Genomic DNA, 20,850 nt, shown 5'->3' on the forward strand with positions numbered 1-20,850 from the left:
TAATGGCTAAAGTTTTAACAATTACTTTAAATCCTGCAATTGATGTGACTATACAACTCAATGAGTTACAGATAGGTGAAGTAAACCGCCAAGAATCTGTTGAAATACATGCGGCAGGCAAAGGTTTAAATATTGCTCAAGTTTTAAAAGATTTGGGGCATGAAGTTGTTGTTTCTGGTTTTCTAGGAGCAATAAATAGACAGATTTTCGATGACCATTTTAAAGAAGCTCAATTTCAATCTGAATTTATTTATATTGAAGGTGAAACTCGCCAAAATATAAAAATTGCTGAACATTCAGGACGCATGACGGATTTAAATGGAAAAGGTTTTTTCGTATCTGAACTAGATAAGAAGCACCTCTTCCAAAAAATTAAAATGATTTTGCCTCTGGTAGATGTGGTTGCCATTGCCGGAAGCCTTCCACAAGGTTTTAGTGTTGATGAGTTACAGCAACTTATTAAGCTCATTCAACAGCAAGGTAAAAATGTTGCACTTGATACAAGTGGTAAAGCGTTGGTTGCTGCAATTGAATGTCAACCTTGGATGATTAAACCAAATACAGATGAGTTAGTAGAAAGTTATCAGCTTCCTGCTACAACCTATGCTGAACAAAAAAAACTTTTTGCAAACTTAGCTAAAATTGAACATGTCGTTATTTCGATGGGTGAAGACGGTGTAAACTGGTTACATGACACTCACCCACTGCATGCCACAGCACCTAAAGTGATAGTTAAAAGTACAGTTGGTGCCGGTGACTCTCTTTTAGCAGGTATGATTCATGGCTTATTAAGTGGCTTCTCTGCCGAAGAAACATTAAAAATTGCTACAGCAATTGCAAGCCACGCTGTAACACAAATAGGCTTTCGTATTCCTAATGCTGAAAAGCTAAACCAATTAAAAGCCCAAACTATAATCAATTCATTGAGTGAATCTGATGCCAACTGCTAAACGTTTATTATTTGTTATTAATAGTCCGCAACAGCAAGTCAATGCTTTGATTTTAGCTCGTAAGCTTGCACAAGTCGCGTCTCAACAGGGTTATCAAAACAGCATTATTTCGCTTGATGAATTCGAGGTGAATGAAAGCTTTGACCAAATTATCGTTGTTGGACAACGCCCGAAAAATCTTAATATTTTTGGTACACACCCTTTATCTTTCGTTAACATTGAAGAGATCAAAAGTGATACTGATTCAGCTCTTCAAACTGCTTTAGATCATTTTAAATCTGCTCAAGACTGGCAAAATGATAATAACGTATCAGCATCTACAGCTAAAAAATTTGTTGCGATCACTGCGTGTCCTACGGGTGTCGCGCATACTTTTATGGCCGCCGAAGCTTTACAGCAAGGCGCAGAAAAACATGGTTATGACATTGAAGTAGAAACTCAAGGTTCCGTTGGCGCAAAAAATATTTTATCACCTCAAACTATTGCTGATGCGGACATCGTCATTCTTGCGACTGACATTGAAGTTAATACAGACCGTTTTGTAGGTAAGCGTGTTTATAGATGTAGTACAGGTTTTGCTCTAAAGCAAACAGATAAAGCTTTTGCTGAGGCAATCAGTAATGCGCAAGTTTTAGAACAAGGTAAGCAACAAACATCTGCAGAAAACAAAGATAAAACCGAAAAAGTTGGCGTATATAAACATCTCTTAACAGGTGTCTCTTATATGTTACCTATGGTGGTGGCGGGAGGGCTTTTAATTGCTCTGTCTTTATGCTTTGGCCTTAATGCAGCTGAACAAGCAGGCAGCTTACCGGCTATATTAAAACAAATTGGTGCCGCTGCATTTATGCTTATGGTTCCAATGTTATCTGGTTATATCGCCTACTCGATTGCTGATCGTCCTGGCCTCGCACCTGGTTTAATTGGCGGCTTACTTGCTTCTCAGTTACAAGCAGGTTTTTTAGGAGGTATTGTCTCAGGTTTTCTTGCAGGCTATATCGCACTATTTATCGCTAAAAAACTTAAACTTCCAACTAGTTTAGAAGCACTTAAACCCATTCTAATTATTCCGTTATTAGGCACATTATTTGTTGGTCTAATTATGTTTTATGTGGTTGGACAGCCAGTAGCACATATTTTTGAGCTAATGAAAGATTTCTTAAATAACATGGGTACAACAAATGCCGTGTTAATGGGAATTATATTAGCAAGCATGATGTGTATTGATTTAGGTGGACCAATCAATAAAGCAGCCTACGCTTTTACTGTTGGACTGCTGACAACAAACACGTATATGCCTATGGCAGCTACAATGGCTGGCGGCATGGTTCCTGCTATTGGTATGGCTATTGCGACTTTCATTGCTAAAAATAAATTTAGTACAGGAGAGAAAGATGCTGGAAAAGCAGCTTTCGTATTAGGTTTATGTTTTATTTCTGAAGGTGCTATTCCTTTTGCAGCTAAAGACCCAATGCGTGTTATTCCAACCTGCATTTTAGGTGGAGCTGTGACTGGAGCACTCGTTGCCTTATTCCATTGTGAGTTGGTTACTCCTCACGGCGGTGTATTTGTTCTTTTAATTCCCAATGCGATTAATCATGCTTGGTTATATCTTGGTGCAATTGCTGCTGGTAGTATTGTTACAGGGATAAGCTATGCGATTGTTAAGAAAAAAATAGAAGAAAAAGCTGTGACCACTGTATAATTAAAAAGGGAGAATATAAATTCTCCCTTTTTTTATAAATTATATGTGCCTGATCTCATAAAAATTTAAACTGAAAACTATTTAATATTTAATTTTCTTTCTCTGAGACTTAAATCATTTAATCTGAATAGCTCTTGCCATAATCTGTGTGGGCACTTCTTCTGCGAGCATTACGGTTAGAGTTGGCTCTTTTGAGATTTAATGGATAAAATTTATTGAAATTATAATTTATAGACAAAAATACCTCTATTTCAAAAGCTTAGTATTTAAAATAATGTTTGAAATTTATTAATAAAAATCAGTTATTTAATATAGAAATCTAATTTTATTTTACTAAATAATAGATGTTTCATGTTAAATGTATGGTAAATTTCGGCAACACCAAAACAATACAATGTCATGATATATATAAATATTTTTTATTTAAATATCTTAATTTTTCATAGTTATGACTTTAGAGACAAAAACTTTCTCGTTCAATGCCACGTTCAAATCATAATTTTTTTTCTACGATGCCCTTGCAAGCAATATCGTTCAATTAACGATCAAGCAAGCTTAGATGCAATCTTACATATCCACTCAAAGAGTTTTAGGTACAGCCCTGTTAAGCAGTTTTTACCTTTAATAATCTTTGATTATAGCTGAAGAGTATTTAAAGTTCGCAAAGTTATAGGAATGCTTTATAAAGGTAAGGACAATTAAACCATGTCATTGTTAAATGAAGCTATATAACTTTTGCTCATCAAGTAAAGTCCTGCTATAACTTGCTTGATGAAACTATATTTTTCAACTATTAAAGATAGTTCACCAGGAATGCGATCCACCAAGGTATGGGGAAAAGTCAATGACAAAGAAGTATGCGCGTTTTTTACCTACAACAGAATCTTTTACTCTTGAAGATTTTCCATATTATTGGATTACTCAGGTACATGCTCAATATGTACAAAACATTGATAATGCTTTAAAAAAATATGGTTTAGATAACTCACGTCGACGCATCATGTTGGCTTTAAGCAGCAAGCCCCATGCGAGTGTTTCTGAACTTTCAGATATGATTATTTCAAAAATGTCGACTACCACAAAAATTGTTTATCGTTTGAAAGATGAAGGTTTGGTTGAAACTTACTCTTGCCAAACTGATGGTCGTATCACTCGTGTAGTACTTACAGAAAAAGGGACTGAAATGATCAACAAGATCAATGATCTTACAAGTGTAGTACTTGAGCAGTCTTTTGAAGGTATTACTCCCTTACAGCTAGAAAAAATGATGGAAAGTTTAAAATTACTTTTAAAGAACCTTTCTCGCTAAGATGAAAGAAGAATCTATTTATACCCAATAGTTAAGCTCTCATTATGAGAGCTTAACTATTTTAATGTCTCTACTTTAATATTGAGAGAAATGGCATCCCACATAAAATAATCAATTAACCTTCCATCTGTTGACTTGAGCTCTTAACTCCAGTAGAAATTCTCTTTCAATAACTGAATAGCAAATTTCGGAAAATGGCTAAAAGAAAATACAAAAGTGACAAATTTCAGGTACGTCGTATTAACCGTAGCTGGTGGGTACTTGAAAAAGATCTTGAATCAAACTGCTATTTAAAACATGAGCAAGTGGCAACAAAAACCTTAGCAAACAACTATGCTGATGATTATATCGAACAGTACTATATGAATCTGTACATACAACAACAGTTGAAAAAACCAGAAACTGTATAAAAAGCCATTTTGGCTTTTTTTATTTTTATAATTAAAATCTATAAAAATTATGCATAAAAAAAACCTACATCTTGGGGAAAATGTAGGCTATAAAATGCACAAAAAGGAAATATATATCCTTTTTGACAAAAAGAATTTTACGATAATACAAGCTATTATTTTATATTACTTTTGTAAACTTAATAGCGATTATTGTATTTAATTAACCTCTTTTGAGAGCTTCTTTGTTTATATTATGAATAAAATTTGATTTATCAAATTCTTTATTTTTTATCTTTACTCCTTCTACTTTCTTAGTTTTATTTTTAATATGACAAATATATATGGATAATTATAAGCTGCTGTTTTAATAAGTTTTTTACAAAAATAAGCATAAATATTTTTTTAAAGAAAGATAAATAAAAATTAATAAATAACAAAAACATAAATTAAATCTTTAGTATATATTAGTTTTAATAACTCAATTTTAGTTCAAAAAAAATACACATAAAATTTATTATTTGCTGTTTTGCTTACTACAGAAAGATTACAATAATGGCTAATAAATAGATTAATCAACACAATCTTTCTAGGCATGTTATGACTTCAATGTCGAACAACACCCAAAAGCATTTTATTGTTGAGCAAATTCCACTCCCAACTTGGGTGAGTGATGAAAATGGCTTGATATTATATTGCAATATAGAGTGTACAGAATATTGGTTGGATACTTTTTCTCCATTGCCAGCGCAATGGCTAGATTTTATTTATCCTACCGATTTAGATGAAGTCAAAAACAGATGGCTCGAAGCAATTCGCCTACAAAAAAGAATCGAATTAAAATGTCGACTTTTACGAGCTGGAAATCAATATAGATGGTGCAAACTATCGATTCAAGCATCTAAGTATCGCAGCTCCTCACAAACTAGCGAATGGTATGTTAGCTTTTTAGATATAGATCACGATATTCAAGAACAACAAAACTTGCAAAAGAACATTGAAATACAAAATCAGATGTTAGATATCAGTGTAGATTGTATTAAAGTTCTGAACGTAGACGGCACACTTTCTCACATGAACAAATCAGGATGCCTCGCTTTAGGTGTACCTGTTGATGAAACAGAATTTGGAATGAAATGGCTCGAACTATTACCACCGCACATTCGTAAACGCGGTCGAGTCGCTTTGAAAAAAGCTCTTCAAGGTAAAGTTGCTAGATTTGCAGGAATGAGCTGTTTACCAGATCAGGATCCTGAGTATTGGGATAATATGCTTACCCCGATTCATCGGGAAAATGGTGAAATTGGACAAATCCTTTGTGTCTCACGTAATGTTACTCAACAACATTTGGCAGAAAACCAGCTTAGGAATATGAGTGAGAGAGATGAACTGACCGGATTATATAATCGGCGTTCATTTAAATTTCAACTTAAGCGTACTCTCTCATATTCAAAAGACACTCAAACAAGTGTAGGGTTACTTTTAATTGACCTCGACCACTTTAAACATATTAATGATACTTTAGGGCATAGCGCAGGCGATCATCTATTAAAAGTTCTCTCTAAACGCTTTAGTCATTGTGTAGATGATGAAAAGTGCTTTGTTGCGCGGTTAGGCGGAGACGAATTTGCGGTTATTATTAATAATCTCAATTCTGAAAATGATGTCCGAGAGTTAGCAGCCATTTTACTTCAACAGTTAAATCAGCCGATTACCTATTTAGGAAATGTCTTAAATGGTGGGATGAGCATTGGCTGCGCAATTTATCCGCAAGATGCCATAGACCAGTCAGGTTTGCTTAGTTGTGCCGATATGGCATTGCATGATCTAAAAGCGCGTGGTCGTGGTGGTATTCGCATGTATGATCCATGCATGATGCAAATGACCGAAACAGTCGCTTCTCAGCTTAATTTAGCTCGTCAGCTGATTCGCCATCATACCATCCAACCCTATTATCAACCTAAAGTAGACCTAAATACCCATCGTGTAGTGGGATTTGAAGCTTTATTAAGATGGCATACAACATCAGCTCAAAGAGGCTACCCTGCACAAATTGCGGAAGCTTTTAAAGATTATAATTTAGCGAGTAAGATCGGTGAAACGATGCAACATCAAGTTTTACGTGATATCGCCAAATGGATAACTCTTGGTATTACCCCTCTCCCTGTTTCACTAAATGCTGCACCAGTTGAGTTCTTAAGAGATAATTATGCTGAGAGACTTTTGAAAAAGATTAATCAATTTCAAATACCAACGCATTATATTGAAGTGGAAGTCACTGAGCACATGCTAGGCGACCGAGGCTCGGAATATGTGATCCGTGCACTTAATAAATTAAAACAGCATGGGGTACGTATTGCACTTGACGACTTTGGGACTGGTTTCTCATCGCTAACCCATATTCGCGATTACCCAATTGACAGTTTAAAAGTAGATTGTAGCTTTATCCAAAAGATGCAACATGACCCATCAATTTATGCAATTGTCCAAGCAATTGGTTTACTCGCTCCAAATTTATCACTCGGGCTTATCGCTGAAGGAATTGAAACTCCTGAACAAGAAGAACTACTTCGACAATTTGGTTACAGCATAGGCCAAGGGTTCTTGTTTGAATCTGCTATAGATGCTGCTCAGGTTATTTCCATACTTAAACAAAATCAGCCTTACTTAGAAAGTCATTACAATCTTTGAAAATAAGATGTTTAATAAACCCTTTAGTTTTTATTCATACTAAAAATAAACAATAATTTTAAAAAAACTGTTCATAATATAAGCATAAAGATAATAATTTCGGTGTTCCCGCACCATACATTGTCACAAGACAATAAGGAGCAATATATGAGTTATCACCATATCTTGGTTCCAGTCGATGGTTCTCCTACTTCACTTATTGCCGTTAATCATGCAACAGCAATTGCTAAGGCCTTTGGCAGTAAAGTGACTCTAGTATATGCACTTACCATAGATCCTTTCATTTCTGTAGAATTCATTGATAGTACAGAATTAGCACAGGATTATTTTAATAAAGCTAGAGCATCGATTCAGAGCATTTTAGACCAAGCTAAAGAACAATTTAGCCAACATGGAATTTCTGTTGAAACAAAAATTGTTGAGGGTCAAACAATCCACACAGAAATTATTAAAGCAGCTAATGAGCTAAAAGTAGATTTATTAGTGATTGGTTCGCATGGGCGAAAAGGGTTTAAAAAGTTCTTCTTAGGAAGTGTGACTCAAGCCCTTTTAGGAGAAATTCATTTACCGGTATTAGTCGTAACTGAATAGTTTTCTAAAGCTAAAAAACCGATCTTTAATAGATCGGTTTTTTAATGGCCTTGATTACTTAGCCTTATATGTAAACTTAATGAGAGATCCTGGATTTTCTAATGTATTTGTTACTGAGCCATCATCTTTTTGGACATTTCCGGCAGTATCAGTTAATACATATAAAACGTTCCCATCTGGACTTGCAATCACATCACGATAACGGTTGTTGCTCTTAAACATCGGTACAGCGTCATCATAAGTAGTGCTATAAGTTGGATCTAACTTAATACGGAAAATAACACCGCGTTTTAAAGATGGAACCAATAATGTATTTTCCCAACCAGTAATTGCTTTTTTACCGCCCTTATAGACATAGGCAGATGACGGCGCAACTGTTGGCCAACAAATATAGGTCATCTCTCCACAAGTTGGATCGTTATAGTTGTAGGTATCTTGAACGGTATATAAAGTTTTTAATGGTGGGACAAAGTTTTTACCAGTCCATTCAGATTCTTTCGTCACAGGAACCCCTGCGGCTACTTTTACTCCATTCTGAGCTAAATCCTTAATTGACTTATTGGCTGCTGCTGAATAGTTTGCATAAGCATAGCCACTATCATCTTTATAACCTGCTACATTCGGCCAACCATAGTTGCCACCTTTGACAATGAGATTAATTTCATCGTCAGAGTTTGGGCCTTGTTCAGACTGCAACAATTTACCATTTGGAGTGAATACTAAGCCCTGCGGATTACGATGTCCGAGCGTATAAATATGGCTAACCACCCCATTAAAACTTGGATTATCCTTTGGAATACTTCCATCAAGATTTAAGCGTAGTACTTTACCCATATAGGTGTGATAGTCTTTGCCATTGAGTTCTTGTTGAGTTGGCGTATGTTGTGCTTGGTTTGGCAAGAACAAATAAGCAAGTTGATTACGCCCTTGGTCACCAATCGTATAATAAATCTTTTGATCTGGCCCAATGACAAGACGACCTGACTGATGGTCTTTCGATGATGGTAATCCTGCCAATAAATCTACTGGCTTCTCGAGCGTATCTGTTGACTTGTTATAGGTATATCGACGAATAATCGTTTGATTCGGTAATTCTTTATCTGTAGATTTCGGATTTTTAAATGTACCTGAAATATAAATATAAGAATTATTTTTAAAGTCAGGATGGAAGGCAAAGCCTAATAAACCGTTTTGACCATCAGCATCATTGACAATCTCTGGTACCTGAAAAACTGTTTTTACACTCCCCGACTCTGGATTCACTCTTAAAATCTTGCCTGTTGCTCGCTCAGTTAACCAAATTTGATTATCTGGTCCCCACAACAAAGCATGCGGCTTATTTAAATTAGACAGAATAACTTTTTTGTCAAAGTTTTCTGTTTTCGCTTTAGCAAATTGAGATGGAGTAAGAGGAACATCAGCAAATGCTGAATTGAGTGTAACTACCTGAGCGGCGCCTAATAAAGCAATTTTTGCCAGTAAATGTTTATTCATGTGTCCACCTTATAAATTGTCAAAATTTTCCGAGAATTTTTAAACCTCTAATAAAGGGTTTGTACGAGTTCTCTATATGATTTGTATTATGATGAATAACGAATCTATTAAAATCTAAATTTCTGAAAGGCTCTGTTGCATAAAAGTAGCTATTAAAACTGAATAAACTCTCTTTAAGATGAGCAACTTAACTATACGATTTATCTATTCTATTAATTTTATATCTGAAACTTTTTTGAAATGTCCATGAGTTAAATAAATATTTATTAACGAAGTAATTGATAGTTAAAAATTAATACTCAAAGAGACAATTCTAATTATAAAAATATACATCACTAAAGACTAAAAGTTAGAAGCTGTAATTGAGAGCTATTTTTACAACGAAGGTGTCTTATGTGTGCAAACTTTAAACCTATTAAGAAAATACATGCCAATCAGTTAGATTTATTCGAACCAACCTTTGAATATAAGATGGATATTTTCCCAAGTGATGATTGCCCACTCATTTTATCGAATGAAAATGAGCTTGAGTGGAGAAAAGCTAAATTTGGAATGCTTCCCCCTTATGCCAAAGAAATCGCATTCAAATATGCAACTTATAATGCCAGAACAGAGACAGTAGAACAAAAGCGCTCTTTTAAACATGCTTGGTTAAATGACCAGTTTGCGCTTATTCCTGTTGAAGCTATTTATGAACCTAAATATATCAATGGGAAAGCACATTGGTATGGTATTTTCCGTCAAGATAGGCAACCTTTTACCCTTGCTGCAATCTATGAAGAAACACTTATAGATGAACAGAAAGTTAGGTCAATGTCGCTATTAACAATTAATGCTGATCATCACCCTTTCATGAAACAATTTCACAAACCTGATGATGAAAAACGTTCGGTTATTGTGATACCTGATAATCTTAGAAATGATTGGCTCAACTGCACGCATTCTGAAGCAAAAGACTTATTTTTAGACATGCCTTCGAATGAATTTACTTCAATGCCAAAAGCTGAAATGAAAAATTATGATTAAATCGGTTTAGTCGACTTAGGTTAGTCAGCCTTAAAAACTTATGCTATTCTTCGGGCACTTTTAAATGCCTCAAACTCTCTATACCTATGACACTTACGCCACCTTAAGTTTATTTACCCTTATCTATTGTAAATAACTCATCACTGTTTAGTGATGTGGTGTAGTCGCTTGTGTTGGTATATCACATCACTAGCCTTTCAAAATTTAGAACTTAGGCTATTTCTCATGTTATCGAATGTCCGAGAACAATGGTTCTCTAATGTCCGCGCAGATATTCTTTCCGGTCTTGTTGTGGGTCTTGCTTTAATTCCAGAAGCAATTGCATTTTCAATTATTGCGGGTGTAGACCCCAAAGTCGGTTTATATGCATCCTTTTGTATTGCCGTTATTATTTCTTTCGTAGGCGGTCGTCCCGCTATGATTTCGGCGGCTACAGGCGCAATGGCTTTGGTTATGACAACGCTCGTAAAGGAACACGGGCTTCAATACTTATTGGCTGCGACAGTATTAACTGGCGTTATACAGATTTTGGCAGGATATTTCAAACTCGCTAAACTCATGCGTTTTGTTTCTAAATCGGTGGTTATTGGATTCGTTAATGCCCTCGCCATACTCATCTTTATGGCTCAATTACCAGAATTGGTAAGTGTGACGTGGCATGTCTACTTACTAGTAGCAATAGGTTTAGGAATTATTTACCTTTTCCCCTATATTCCAAAAATTGGAAAGTTCTTTCCCTCGCCCCTTATTTGTATTGTAGTAGTCACATTACTCGCTATTTTTTTAGGATTTGACGTTCGAACGGTTGGTGATATGGGCTCATTACCAGACACTTTGCCGATATTTCTAATTCCGAATATTCCTTTAAATTTAGAAACCCTCCTTATTATTCTTCCATATTCTTTAGCCCTTGCCGCGGTTGGCTTACTTGAATCAATGATGACTGCAACAATCGTTGATGAAATGACAGATACATCTAGTGATAAATTTCAAGAATGTAAAGGTCAAGGTATTGCAAATATCGCTTCAGGTTTTATGGGAGGTATGGCGGGTTGTGCCATGATTGGTCAATCAATGATTAATGTAAAATCGGGTGGTCGCACACGCTTATCCACTTTTTGCGCAGGTATATTCTTACTTATTCTCGTTGTATTTTTAAGTGACTGGTTAAAGGTTATTCCCATGGCCGCTCTGGTTGCCGTCATGATTATGGTATCAATTAGTACTTTTGAGTGGAGTTCACTGACTCAATTTAAAAATAATCCTAAAAGTAGTAATGTCGTTATGATCGCAACCGTTATTGTAGTAGTTGCTACCCATAACTTAGCGTTAGGTGTATTAACTGGGGTATTACTTTCAGCACTTTTCTTAGCAAATAAACTTGAAAATGATATTCGTATAGAAACTTCATTCGAAAATCAAGCTCGTCTATATGAATTAAAAGGTCAAATATTTTTTAGTTCATCTGAAAAATTTATGCAAGGTTTTAACTTTAAAGAAGATGTTAAAGAAATCATTATTGATCTCACCCATTCTCATATTTGGGATGTGACTTCAGTTGCCATGTTAGATTCAGTTGTGAATAAATTTCAAAAGAACGGTATTCAGGTAACGGTTCGCGGTTTAAATGAAGCCAGTTCAATCATGATTGATAAATATGGTACTCATGCAAAAATCTAAAAAAGGTCCTTCAGGACCTTTTCCAATTTCAAGACATACTTCTTATTAAGGTGATTTATATAACAATCGATTTGGGCTACCAGAAGGATTTTTTACCACATTACTACTTGCTTGATTTAAAAGATTGGTCGAGATTGTCTGAGGTGTTGTAGTAGGCGTACTTTGCAACATTTCAGCTACGACACCGACAACATGTGGAGTTGCCATTGAAGTTCCATTCAAAACTTTAGTTGCTGTATTACTCCCAATCCAAGAAGAGTTAATCTGGCTTCCAGGCGCAAAAATATCAACACAACTTCCATAATTCGAATAACTCGCTCGAGTATCTGTACTATCTGTAGCAGCAACAGTAATTGCCTTACTTACTCTAGCAGGTGAAGTACTACAAGCATCTGTATTCGAGTTTCCTGCAGCCACAACCATTACATAACCATTATTAAATAAATTTTCTACTGCACTATCCAAAGATGCGTTTGCTTCACCACCTAAAGACATATTCACTACAGCTGGCTTTTTACCATTTTTTAATATCCAATCTAGCCCCGCAATCACATTACTCGAAGCACCAGAACCATCACATCCTAAAATCCGAATAGGCACTAAGCTTACATTCTTGGCAACCCCATAGGTACTACCACCAACTGTTCCTGCCACATGTGTACCATGACCATGACAGTCACTTGTTCCATTACCATCAGATATCGCGGTATAGCCACTTAATACCCGTCCAGAGAACTGTTGATGTGTAGACAATATTCCTGTATCAACAATATAAGCGGTTGTACCTGAACCTGTTTGTGAGTACGAATAGGCTGAATCTAGAGGTAAGTTTTTTTGGTCAATACGATCTAGTCCCCAATCTGGGTTACTTTGTGTAGTGGCATCAATTTTCATGATTGTGTCATTTTCAACTGAAACGACTTTCGGATTTTTTTTCATTGCTTCAACAAAAGCAGTACCAGCAACATCGGGTAAATAAATTGCAAATCCCTTAAGTACAGCATCATAGGTCTGTAATCCCCTCCCGCCATGTTGTTTAGCAATACCTTGTGCAAACTCGTTAGAAGAACCCACATCCTTATTAAGAATAACAATATATTGATTTTTAATAATTCCTTTTGCTTCAGATGAGCCTAATACAGAATTTGTTGTAGCAGGTGCAGCATAGGTTAAATGGCTCAGCGCTATTGTTAAAAGAAAAGTCGAAACTTGACAAAACTTCATAGAAAATCTCCATATTTTTTACTTTAGACATCATTGTTATGATCAGTACAGTCTTTATATTTAGGGATTAACATCTTTAGAAAGGAATTTTTATTATATTCTCCATATATTATAACCACGTCATGTTTTCATAAAACTTGGACCTATACAATGCTATTATCTTTTTTCATTTAAAATTGAGAACCAATTCAAATAAACCAATACATCAAACATTTTAGAATAAATAATTATCTTACTTTATTTATAATTTAGTTTAGGTAGGATGTATAATGTAAAAATATATAATCATTAAAAATAATATAAATGTAGAAATAATGAGATATGTTCCAGTTGTATTAAAGCTTTTTAAAAAATTTCCAGATATCCATAAATAAAAATATAAAACAGTAAGTTATGAAAATTCTTGCAAATTATAATATAGCCTTCAACTAAAAGAGATTTACAATTTTTTAAACTATATGTGTTCAGTATCAAATATGTAAAGATATATTGCAAAAATATGTGATAATTAAGGAAATGTGCAGTCCTTTAAATGGCATAATTAATAAATACCAAAATCAATTATATTCTATAGTTTTTTAATTTTAGTTCTGGCAGCTCAACCTTACAACCAGCTAAATGATGCCTACAATTAACGCTATATTCGATAAAGCCATCTTTAATAAAGTAATTACAATATTCATTTATACTTATGATGGGATCAAATGTCGGTTTTTCCAAGTTACCATTAAAAAACCATTGGTTGCCGTTAGAGAAAGGATAATGTACAGGAATATAATGAAGATATCCGCAAGCAGGACACATATGTTCATACATACCTCCTTCAAAATACTGTACTTTCATTAACACTCCTTTAAAATAAAAAAGCCAACTTATAAGAGCCGACTAAACCAATTATTTACAGATGCTATATATTATTAAATTATGTGCTATAGTTTTCTCTCTTTTATTTTTCTATTTTTAATTTATCTAACCTCTATGACAAATTCATGAAGTTCCGAGTGTAATCTCGCACTTTGTTAGTTTGGTAAAATATATTTTATATAATCTATTAATTAAATGATAATTCCAGTTAAATAATGAAAAGCAAATACTAGTTTGTTTCTTATTTGGCAGAGGGCTATGTGATTAACTCATATTAATCATTAAATAGATATTACCGCCATATCCAAGAAAAAAATTCGATTTATCTTATTGTTTTTAAAAATCAAATAAAAAAGTCCGCATCTTGGGAAGCTACGGACTTGAAACTCAACTAAACAACAGCTAAACATTTTGCCGCTTAGTGAGAAAGCACTATCTTTTTAATCTAATTAAGTTCTATAGTCAGGTCAATAAGGATACTTAATTTTTATAAAAATTAGGTTGAGTTGTGATTTATCTCACATTTTATCTTCTAATAAGTTTAATCTGTTTTTCTTTACTCAATTACATTCTATTTCAAACACTTAAATTAAAATATTATTAAAGTAATGATTTAAAATAGAATAATGGTTAATTTTAGGAATAAGCTTGAAAGAAACAAAATCCTGATCTTGCTCTCTTTTATTTTCAAAATAATTTTGGCTTTGCCATTTCAACTCTTCTAGCTCAAGTTCACCACATAAAATTGAACATGGAATAGTAATTCGTTTTGACTGGTGAACAGGACTATATTTCAAGATATCTTCGCTTGAAAGATTGAGAGCATGATTTAAATGGGTACTTTGTATAGGTTCCAGATCATAAATTCCACTTAGCAAAACCATCTCGGATATGAGTGAATGGCCTAATGACAAAGCAGCCAGATGCGCCCCTGCCGAATGCCCAACCAATACTACCTCATTAGTTTTCCAGTCTTGCTCTCGAATAAAATCGAGAGCTTGATTAATTTGAGAAACAATATCTGAAATTTTGCTTTGTGGTGCTAAATCATATTCTAAAAGAACGCACTGGACTCCTTTTGCTAGAACATACGCTACAATGAATGCAAAATCTGATTTATCACACCATTGCCAATAACCACCATGAATAAAAATAACAGTCTTTTTGGCTTGCTCTAATGGGAATAAATCTAAAGTTGATCTTGAGTTCGGACCATATTGGATATCTGTGATATGGGTAAATTTTTGATAGCTCAACAAGCTTGTTCTTTTAAATTCTGCCAATATTTCATGTTCATTCGCTACGGTTCTAGAATTATCATATGGTCGCATAGGTCTCTCACTTCAAAGATTCTTCATGACTATTTAAAGCAAGCTTGGCTGATGACCTTTTTAAATAATAGAAAACAGTAAGCACAACAACTAATGGAACTCCAAATTGTAAAGTTGACTTGAATTCATTGGTAAACCACGTTGTTATCGTAATACTTAAAATTGCGATTAATCCTAACAGGGAGATTAACTGACTCGCTGGAACCTTAAATTTTAACTGTTCTCCTTTTCGTGCCATATTCCTTCTAAAAAACATATGGGTAACAAAAATACTACCCCAAGTGAACAGTGCACCGAACATAGATAAAGCAATCATGATCGGGAATGCCGAGTTCGGATTAATGGTATAAATAATACTCGCAACTCCAATACCTACTGCTGACAATAACAGCGCATTAATTGGTACACCATTATGACTAATACGGCCAAATAGTTTTGGTGCATCACCAGCTCGTGACAAGCTAAATAGCATACGTGTTGAGATATACAACATACTATTCATGGCTGATAATGCCGCGACAATTACAATAAAATTTAAAATACTGTCTGCATATGGAATCCCTACAATTTTCATCACCATCACAAAAGGGCTGGTTGCGTCAGCTCCAATTAAAGTTGTCCAAGGAACAAGGGCCACAATGAGAAATAAAGACAGCAAATAAAATAGGATTAAGCGAATTGCCGTACTTTTAAAAGCTTTCTTAACAGCTCTTTCTGGATCTTTAGCCTCACCTGCTGCAACAGCGATCATTTCAATACTTAAATAACTAAATATTGAAATGATTACTCCAATCCAGACTCCACTAAAACCATGAGGAAAAAAGCCCCCATGATCAGTTAGATTAGAGACAACCTGAGGTGTTCCTCCATGACCTTGAGTCAAAATACCAATTGCTAAAAGAATAAATACAATAATTGCAAAGACTTTTATGGTCGAAAACCAATATTCAACCAATCCAAAAGCTTTAACACTATATGCATTAACCACAAGTAACGTCAGCGAAAAAAATGCAATCCAGACCCAAGAACCTACATGTGGAAACCATAATTTCATATAGTCAGCCACCGCTGTAATTTCTGTACCGACCGCTAATACAATACATGCCCAATAACAATAACGGACTAAAAACCCAGCAAGCGGACTTACATAATGCTCAGCATATGCCCCAAATGAGCCTGACGTAGGGTGCTGGACTGTCATCTCAGCCAAACAAGCCATAATAGCAAATGCGATTAAGCCTCCAATGGCATAACTCACAATGACGGCTGGTCCAGCAAAGCTAATTGCGAACTTGCTTCCCATGAACAGCCCTGTACCAATCGCTCCACCAATTGCAATCATTCCCATCTGTTTTGCGGATAATTTTTTATGTAAACCCGCTTCTCGATTTTGTATTTCATCAAAACTGCTCATAGGCCCTCCTAGCCATTTTTCTAATGTTGATCTCTAACGATCAGGTCACTTCACTACGCACCAGATAACGTTCATTTTTCCATTCACTATTCAGCATAATTTGCTTAAGTTGTTGTACGGCATTCCAAATATCTTCAAATCCTAGATATAAAGGTGTAATTCCAAAACGTAATACTTCCGGTTCTCGATAATCTCCAATTACCCCACGAGCAATGAGAGCTTGAATAATTTCATAACCGAACTCATGTCTATAACTGACATGACTACCACGATATTTATGGTTTAAAGGGGTAATCAGTTCAAAACCAAACTGTGCACATTCTTGTTGAACAAGTTGAATAAACAAATCAGTTAATTTGAGTGATTTCTCACGTATTTGTTGCATATCAGCTTGTAAGAAAATATCGATACCACATTCAATTAGACTCATAGAAATGATGGGTTGAGTTCCGCACAAGTAACGGCGAATACTGTTAGCTGGTTCATAGTGCTGAGCCATATCAAAAGGTTTCTTGTGGCTCCACCAGCCTGAGAGAGGTTGCCAGAACTGATCACGATGCTTTCGATTTACCCATAACAACGCTGGAGAACCTGGGCCACCATTTAAATATTTATAAGTACAACCAATCGCAAAATCACTATTGCTCTGATTAAGATCCATAGGCACCGCACCAACCGAGTGACATAAATCCCAAATAATCAAAGCATCTTTAGCGTGAATTTGTTGATTAATAGACTCCATATCATAGAAATATCCAGTCCGATAATTCACATGAGAAAGAACAACTACCGCCACATCTTTTGCTAGAACACGAGATAAATCATCGGTGCCATCAATCAATTCAACTTGATAACCCTGATGAATCAAATCGATAAAGCCTTCAATAATATAAATATCGGTTGGAAAGGCATCTTTTTCTGCAACAATAATTTTACATTCCGGAAATTTTTCAGCTTGAATTTTTACCGCTGCTGATAAAACTTTGAATAAATTTAGGGTCGTTGAGTCTGAAATAACGACTTCACCTTTTTCAGCACCGATAAGCTGCGCGACTTTATCTCCGAGTCTAGTCGGTAGTCCCCACCAATCTGCTTTATTCCAACTATTAATGAGGTCCTCACCCCACTCTTTTGCAATAATATGCTGGGCAACCTCTAATGATTTTTTTGGTCTTGCGCCTAAAGAATTCCCGTCTAAATAAATGATATTTTCTGGCAGTGCAAATTCATCTTTAAACTTTTTGAGTTCATCTTCCTGATCCCAATAGAGGCATTGTTCGTGAGTAATCATTTGTTATTTCACCTATTTTCAACATTTCCTTTGTATTTGAATTTTATCACGCTAATTCTTTCGATTTATTCGATAATATTTGATTAAAATTTACTATTTTCGTATAAAATTCGAATTAAAATTAAAAAACATGGATGAAATTCGAAAATGAATGTAGATGCAATTGATCTTAAAATTTTAAAATATTTACAAGATAACGCTCGGTTAAGTAACCAAGAACTGGCCGATCTCGTTAACCTTTCAGCTTCAGCTTGTCATCGGCGAGTTAAAATTTTAGAAAGCAATGGTGTAATTGAAAAATATCAAGCGAAAGTTAATTATGAAAAACTAGGTATAAAAATTGAGGCAATTGTCGAAATAAAGCTTGCCCAACTCACAGAAAATGATCACAACTTCTTTTTAAGTCAGATCAAAAATTTTGATGAAGTCATTAATGCATATATTATTACTGGCGAATCTAATTATGTTTTACACGTTGCGACCAAAGATTTGAGTTCTTTTTCTCATTTCGTCATTAATACCTTAAATAAGATAAAAGGTGTAGTGAGCATCAATTCCAAGATCATTTTACAGAAGATTGTGCAAAAGCCACTTTGATCCCTTACTTTTAATTAAAGAGACACCTCATGATCGAAACAAAACGTTTAATTTTAAGACAATGGAAAGAAAGTGATGTTGAGCCTTTCATAACAATGGGCTTGGATCAAGATGTTATGCAATTTTTCCCAACTCTATTAACACCCCAAGAAAGCCTTAATTTAATCCAAAAAATTTCATCTCTCATTAATGAAAATGGTTGGGGCTTCTGGGCAGTAGAATTAAAAGAAACCCATCAATTTATCGGGTTTATTGGTTTACATAGCCAACCTGAACAATTTGACTTTTCTCCTTGTGTGGAAATCGGGTGGCGACTTGCAAAAGAATTCTGGAAACAAGGTTATGCAACTGAAGGAGCAAAAGCGGCTTTAGACTATGGTTTTAATGTACTGAATTTAGATAAGATCGTTTCATTTACCGCTAACATAAATACACCCTCTCAAGCCGTCATGGAAAGACTTGGAATGCACAAAGTTAAAAACTTTGATCATCCCAAGGTTCCTCTCCATCACCAACTAAAAGCACATGTGTTATATGAAATTACAAGCTCTTCATTTATTTTTTGATTAAAGTCAAAATTTTAAATTATTAATAAAAATTTTCTTAATCATCGAAATCATAGCCAACAGATGTAGAGCACTCCCAATACTCATGGATTTTACTTGCGATATCATCTTTTCCCATTGTAGTGAGTACATAAAAGAGTTTAGCCTCTTTATTTTTTCTTAGTATTAAGAGGTTGTAGTAATCATACTCAGGCCCATTAAGACCTAATGTTGGCTGCGATTCACAGTGCTTTTCTGCTTTGTAATGCCATTCAAGCTTATAGGTATCAAGGCCATCAGCAGCATTGATTACAATACCGTCATTGGCTCCGCCAATAAATCCAATTTTCATTGCTTTCTCTAAATTCTTATTAGGGTTAATTTTAAATATATCTTTAAACAAGTATCCTTCAATTTATAAAATGTATGTCAATACGTATCCTATGTAAGCAAAATTAACTATAAATATAGATGGCTTTTAAGATTTCTTAATTGCAAAACTTTGGCTCCCTATTTTTACTTCAAACACAGTAAAAGTTATCCACTAAAAAGCACTTATTATTGTTTCCTGTTTTGCAAAATTACACGCTATAATTTTCAAATCATTTATCCTCCCTACCCATCACATTAATCAAAACACCTTTTTGAAAGAATTAATGGGTGGAGTTTTAAATTAATTTTATATCTCGAAGTTTCTTTAATTAATGATTTTAAAAAGGATATATGGTAGATGTGTCTTAAAAAATTTGCTTTAAATGATTTTGGAGATATTTAAATATGTCTAAAATCGTAATGTTTGATAAGAATGGTACTTTTGTCAAATAATTGATTTATATGAGCTTTTAAACAGAAATTCAAGCTATAATAAAAATATGTACACAAGTATGTACACAAATAATAAGTTACAAAAATGATATTCAATTGACGAATACTTTACTGATTTCTTAGCTTAAGAAAAGAATTGTGATCTTGGGGATTGTTAGCCTTGTATTTAAAAATTGATAGGGTGACAAATAAGTTACCCTATCAATTTATTCAACCACACAATCAAATACTACAACCATCAATACCACAGCTTTGGCCTTCTGTGAACTTTAGTTCATTCTGCTTTTCTTCCCATACCTGCACTAATACATTTAAAAAAGTTTCTACAGACTGAGCACCACTAATTGAATATTTACCATTTACAATAAAAAGTGGCACTCCACTAGCGCCCATGGCATGTGCGCTGGCTTCATCTTTTAAAACTTCTTGTTTAAACGAAATATTACTAAAAGCACTATTAGCTTCTTCACTAGGAACTCCAACTTCATTAGCAAGCTCAACCAACACCTTATGATCAAAAATAGACTTACCTTCAGTTATGCTTGCCTTAAAAAACTTTTCTGTTAATACTTCACCAACACCCTTCTGTTGCGCCAACTTTACAATGGCATGGGCATCTAAAGTATCGCCAAAAAGCATACTATTAAAGTTATAGATCAGACCTTCTAGCTCACCTGCACTTTTTACATGGCTCATCATCGCATCAGCTCCACTTTTCCCACCAAATTTTTTATACAATGCATCTTTAAAAGGCTGTGGTGTAAGGCCACTTGCTAGACGGTAACTGTGATATTGGATAGTTACCTGATTTTTATGTTCAAAGGCATCTAAACCTTTCTCAAATCTTTTTTTAGCAATCCAGCACCAAGGGCAAACAAAATCTGACCATATATCTACGGTAATTTGTGAAGGTAAAGTTTTCAT

Annotated in this window: 18 protein-coding genes; 10 read left to right on the forward strand and 8 right to left on the reverse strand. The window is 34.6% G+C overall.

Annotated features, from left to right (window positions below; all coding sequences use genetic code 11):
* The first annotated feature begins 2 nt into the window (after positions 1 to 2).
* The 6 genes from pfkB to J690_RS13435 all read left to right on the forward strand — a co-directional run bounded on the left by pfkB (position 3) and on the right by J690_RS13435 (position 7,635).
* Positions 3 to 950 (forward strand): 1-phosphofructokinase, encoded by a 948-nt coding sequence (pfkB, locus tag J690_RS13410; protein ID WP_032036372.1) that lies wholly within the window; start codon positions 3 to 5, stop codon positions 948 to 950.
* Complete coding sequence (locus J690_RS13415; RefSeq protein ID WP_032036373.1) at positions 937 to 2,655, forward strand: fructose-specific PTS transporter subunit EIIC; 1,719 nt, start codon at positions 937 to 939, stop codon at positions 2,653 to 2,655. Before pfkB ends, J690_RS13415 begins: the two co-directional genes overlap by 14 nt.
* Before the next feature lie 844 nt (positions 2,656 to 3,499).
* Positions 3,500 to 3,964: a MarR family winged helix-turn-helix transcriptional regulator gene (locus tag J690_RS13420; protein ID WP_002121027.1), complete on the forward strand. Its 465-nt coding sequence runs from the start codon at positions 3,500 to 3,502 to the stop codon at positions 3,962 to 3,964.
* 194 nt (positions 3,965 to 4,158) lie between these two features.
* On the forward strand, positions 4,159 to 4,374 hold the full coding sequence (locus tag J690_RS13425) for a hypothetical protein (RefSeq protein ID WP_017480975.1): 216 nt from the start codon (positions 4,159 to 4,161) through the stop codon (positions 4,372 to 4,374).
* A gap of 579 nt (positions 4,375 to 4,953) precedes the next feature.
* Entirely contained in the window at positions 4,954 to 7,044 is a 2,091-nt protein-coding gene (locus J690_RS13430) for a putative bifunctional diguanylate cyclase/phosphodiesterase (RefSeq protein WP_032036375.1), read from the forward strand.
* A gap of 147 nt (positions 7,045 to 7,191) precedes the next feature.
* Entirely contained in the window at positions 7,192 to 7,635 is a 444-nt protein-coding gene (locus tag J690_RS13435) for a universal stress protein (RefSeq protein WP_032036377.1), read from the forward strand.
* A 54-nt stretch (positions 7,636 to 7,689) separates the two neighbouring features.
* Here J690_RS13435 and J690_RS13440 read toward each other — a convergent pair whose 3' ends face one another.
* A complete protein-coding gene (locus J690_RS13440; RefSeq protein ID WP_032036379.1) occupies positions 7,690 to 9,129 on the reverse strand; it encodes a glucose/sorbosone family PQQ-dependent dehydrogenase in 1,440 nt (479 codons plus the stop codon).
* A gap of 393 nt (positions 9,130 to 9,522) precedes the next feature.
* On the opposite strand from J690_RS13440, the gene J690_RS13445 reads away from it, so the two are divergent.
* Positions 9,523 to 10,155, forward strand: a complete 633-nt coding sequence (locus J690_RS13445; RefSeq protein ID WP_032036380.1) for an SOS response-associated peptidase family protein — start codon at positions 9,523 to 9,525, stop codon at positions 10,153 to 10,155.
* A gap of 225 nt (positions 10,156 to 10,380) precedes the next feature.
* Entirely contained in the window at positions 10,381 to 11,835 is a 1,455-nt protein-coding gene (locus J690_RS13450) for a SulP family inorganic anion transporter (protein ID WP_032036381.1), read from the forward strand.
* 45 nt (positions 11,836 to 11,880) lie between these two features.
* On the opposite strand, the gene J690_RS13455 is transcribed toward J690_RS13450, so the two are convergent.
* The 5 genes from J690_RS13455 to kynU form a co-directional block, all read right to left on the reverse strand.
* On the reverse strand, positions 11,881 to 13,059 hold the full coding sequence (locus J690_RS13455; RefSeq protein WP_032032972.1) for a S8 family peptidase: 1,179 nt from the start codon (positions 13,057 to 13,059) through the stop codon (positions 11,881 to 11,883).
* 561 nt (positions 13,060 to 13,620) lie between these two features.
* Entirely contained in the window at positions 13,621 to 13,902 is a 282-nt protein-coding gene (locus J690_RS0104410; RefSeq protein WP_032036382.1) for a ubiquitination-like system serine protease family protein, read from the reverse strand.
* Between the two features lie 605 nt (positions 13,903 to 14,507).
* Positions 14,508 to 15,254 carry an alpha/beta hydrolase gene (locus J690_RS13460; RefSeq protein WP_032036384.1) on the reverse strand — a complete coding sequence of 249 codons (747 nt, stop codon included), beginning with the start codon at positions 15,252 to 15,254 and terminating at the stop codon, positions 14,508 to 14,510.
* A 7-nt stretch (positions 15,255 to 15,261) separates the two neighbouring features.
* A complete protein-coding gene (locus J690_RS13465; RefSeq protein WP_032036386.1) occupies positions 15,262 to 16,668 on the reverse strand; it encodes an amino acid permease in 1,407 nt (468 codons plus the stop codon).
* A gap of 40 nt (positions 16,669 to 16,708) precedes the next feature.
* Positions 16,709 to 17,959 carry a kynureninase gene (kynU, locus tag J690_RS13470; RefSeq protein WP_032036388.1) on the reverse strand — a complete coding sequence of 417 codons (1,251 nt, stop codon included), beginning with the start codon at positions 17,957 to 17,959 and terminating at the stop codon, positions 16,709 to 16,711.
* Between the two features lie 147 nt (positions 17,960 to 18,106).
* Here kynU and gigD point away from each other — a divergent pair, with 147 nt between their 5' ends.
* Positions 18,107 to 18,556 carry an Lrp/AsnC family transcriptional regulator GigD gene (gene gigD / locus J690_RS13475; RefSeq protein WP_004791887.1) on the forward strand — a complete coding sequence of 150 codons (450 nt, stop codon included), beginning with the start codon at positions 18,107 to 18,109 and terminating at the stop codon, positions 18,554 to 18,556.
* 29 nt (positions 18,557 to 18,585) lie between these two features.
* Positions 18,586 to 19,122, forward strand: a complete 537-nt coding sequence (locus tag J690_RS13480) for a GNAT family N-acetyltransferase (RefSeq protein ID WP_032006906.1) — start codon at positions 18,586 to 18,588, stop codon at positions 19,120 to 19,122.
* Positions 19,123 to 19,159: 37 nt separating this feature from the next.
* On the opposite strand, the gene J690_RS13485 is transcribed toward J690_RS13480, so the two are convergent.
* Positions 19,160 to 19,453 (reverse strand): hypothetical protein, encoded by a 294-nt coding sequence (locus J690_RS13485; RefSeq protein WP_025465974.1) that lies wholly within the window; start codon positions 19,451 to 19,453, stop codon positions 19,160 to 19,162.
* Positions 19,454 to 20,148: 695 nt separating this feature from the next.
* Positions 20,149 to 20,850 (reverse strand): DsbA family oxidoreductase, encoded by a 702-nt coding sequence (locus J690_RS13490; protein ID WP_031980788.1) that lies wholly within the window; start codon positions 20,848 to 20,850, stop codon positions 20,149 to 20,151.

It is taken from the genome of Acinetobacter sp. 742879 (assembly GCF_000588535.1).
GTDB lineage: Bacteria > Pseudomonadota > Gammaproteobacteria > Pseudomonadales > Moraxellaceae > Acinetobacter > Acinetobacter pittii.

What these genes read in the sequence shown, in the direction of transcription:
- pfkB (WP_032036372.1), top strand. Translation starts at nt 3, where the DNA reads ATGGCTAAAGTTTTAACAATTACTTTAAATCCTGCAATTGATGTGACT.
- J690_RS13415 (WP_032036373.1), top strand. Translation starts at nt 937, where the DNA reads ATGCCAACTGCTAAACGTTTATTATTTGTTATTAATAGTCCGCAACAG.
- J690_RS13420 (WP_002121027.1), top strand. Translation starts at nt 3,500, where the DNA reads ATGACAAAGAAGTATGCGCGTTTTTTACCTACAACAGAATCTTTTACT.
- J690_RS13425 (WP_017480975.1), top strand. Translation starts at nt 4,159, where the DNA reads ATGGCTAAAAGAAAATACAAAAGTGACAAATTTCAGGTACGTCGTATT.
- J690_RS13430 (WP_032036375.1), top strand. Translation starts at nt 4,954, where the DNA reads ATGACTTCAATGTCGAACAACACCCAAAAGCATTTTATTGTTGAGCAA.
- J690_RS13435 (WP_032036377.1), top strand. Translation starts at nt 7,192, where the DNA reads ATGAGTTATCACCATATCTTGGTTCCAGTCGATGGTTCTCCTACTTCA.
- J690_RS13440 (WP_032036379.1), bottom strand. Translation starts at nt 9,129, where the DNA reads ATGAATAAACATTTACTGGCAAAAATTGCTTTATTAGGCGCCGCTCAG.
- J690_RS13445 (WP_032036380.1), top strand. Translation starts at nt 9,523, where the DNA reads ATGTGTGCAAACTTTAAACCTATTAAGAAAATACATGCCAATCAGTTA.
- J690_RS13450 (WP_032036381.1), top strand. Translation starts at nt 10,381, where the DNA reads ATGTTATCGAATGTCCGAGAACAATGGTTCTCTAATGTCCGCGCAGAT.
- J690_RS13455 (WP_032032972.1), bottom strand. Translation starts at nt 13,059, where the DNA reads ATGAAGTTTTGTCAAGTTTCGACTTTTCTTTTAACAATAGCGCTGAGC.
- J690_RS0104410 (WP_032036382.1), bottom strand. Translation starts at nt 13,902, where the DNA reads ATGAAAGTACAGTATTTTGAAGGAGGTATGTATGAACATATGTGTCCT.
- J690_RS13460 (WP_032036384.1), bottom strand. Translation starts at nt 15,254, where the DNA reads ATGCGACCATATGATAATTCTAGAACCGTAGCGAATGAACATGAAATA.
- J690_RS13465 (WP_032036386.1), bottom strand. Translation starts at nt 16,668, where the DNA reads ATGAGCAGTTTTGATGAAATACAAAATCGAGAAGCGGGTTTACATAAA.
- kynU (WP_032036388.1), bottom strand. Translation starts at nt 17,959, where the DNA reads ATGATTACTCACGAACAATGCCTCTATTGGGATCAGGAAGATGAACTC.
- gigD (WP_004791887.1), top strand. Translation starts at nt 18,107, where the DNA reads ATGAATGTAGATGCAATTGATCTTAAAATTTTAAAATATTTACAAGAT.
- J690_RS13480 (WP_032006906.1), top strand. Translation starts at nt 18,586, where the DNA reads ATGATCGAAACAAAACGTTTAATTTTAAGACAATGGAAAGAAAGTGAT.
- J690_RS13485 (WP_025465974.1), bottom strand. Translation starts at nt 19,453, where the DNA reads ATGAAAATTGGATTTATTGGCGGAGCCAATGACGGTATTGTAATCAAT.
- J690_RS13490 (WP_031980788.1), bottom strand. Translation starts at nt 20,850, where the DNA reads ATGAAAACTTTACCTTCACAAATTACCGTAGATATATGGTCAGATTTT.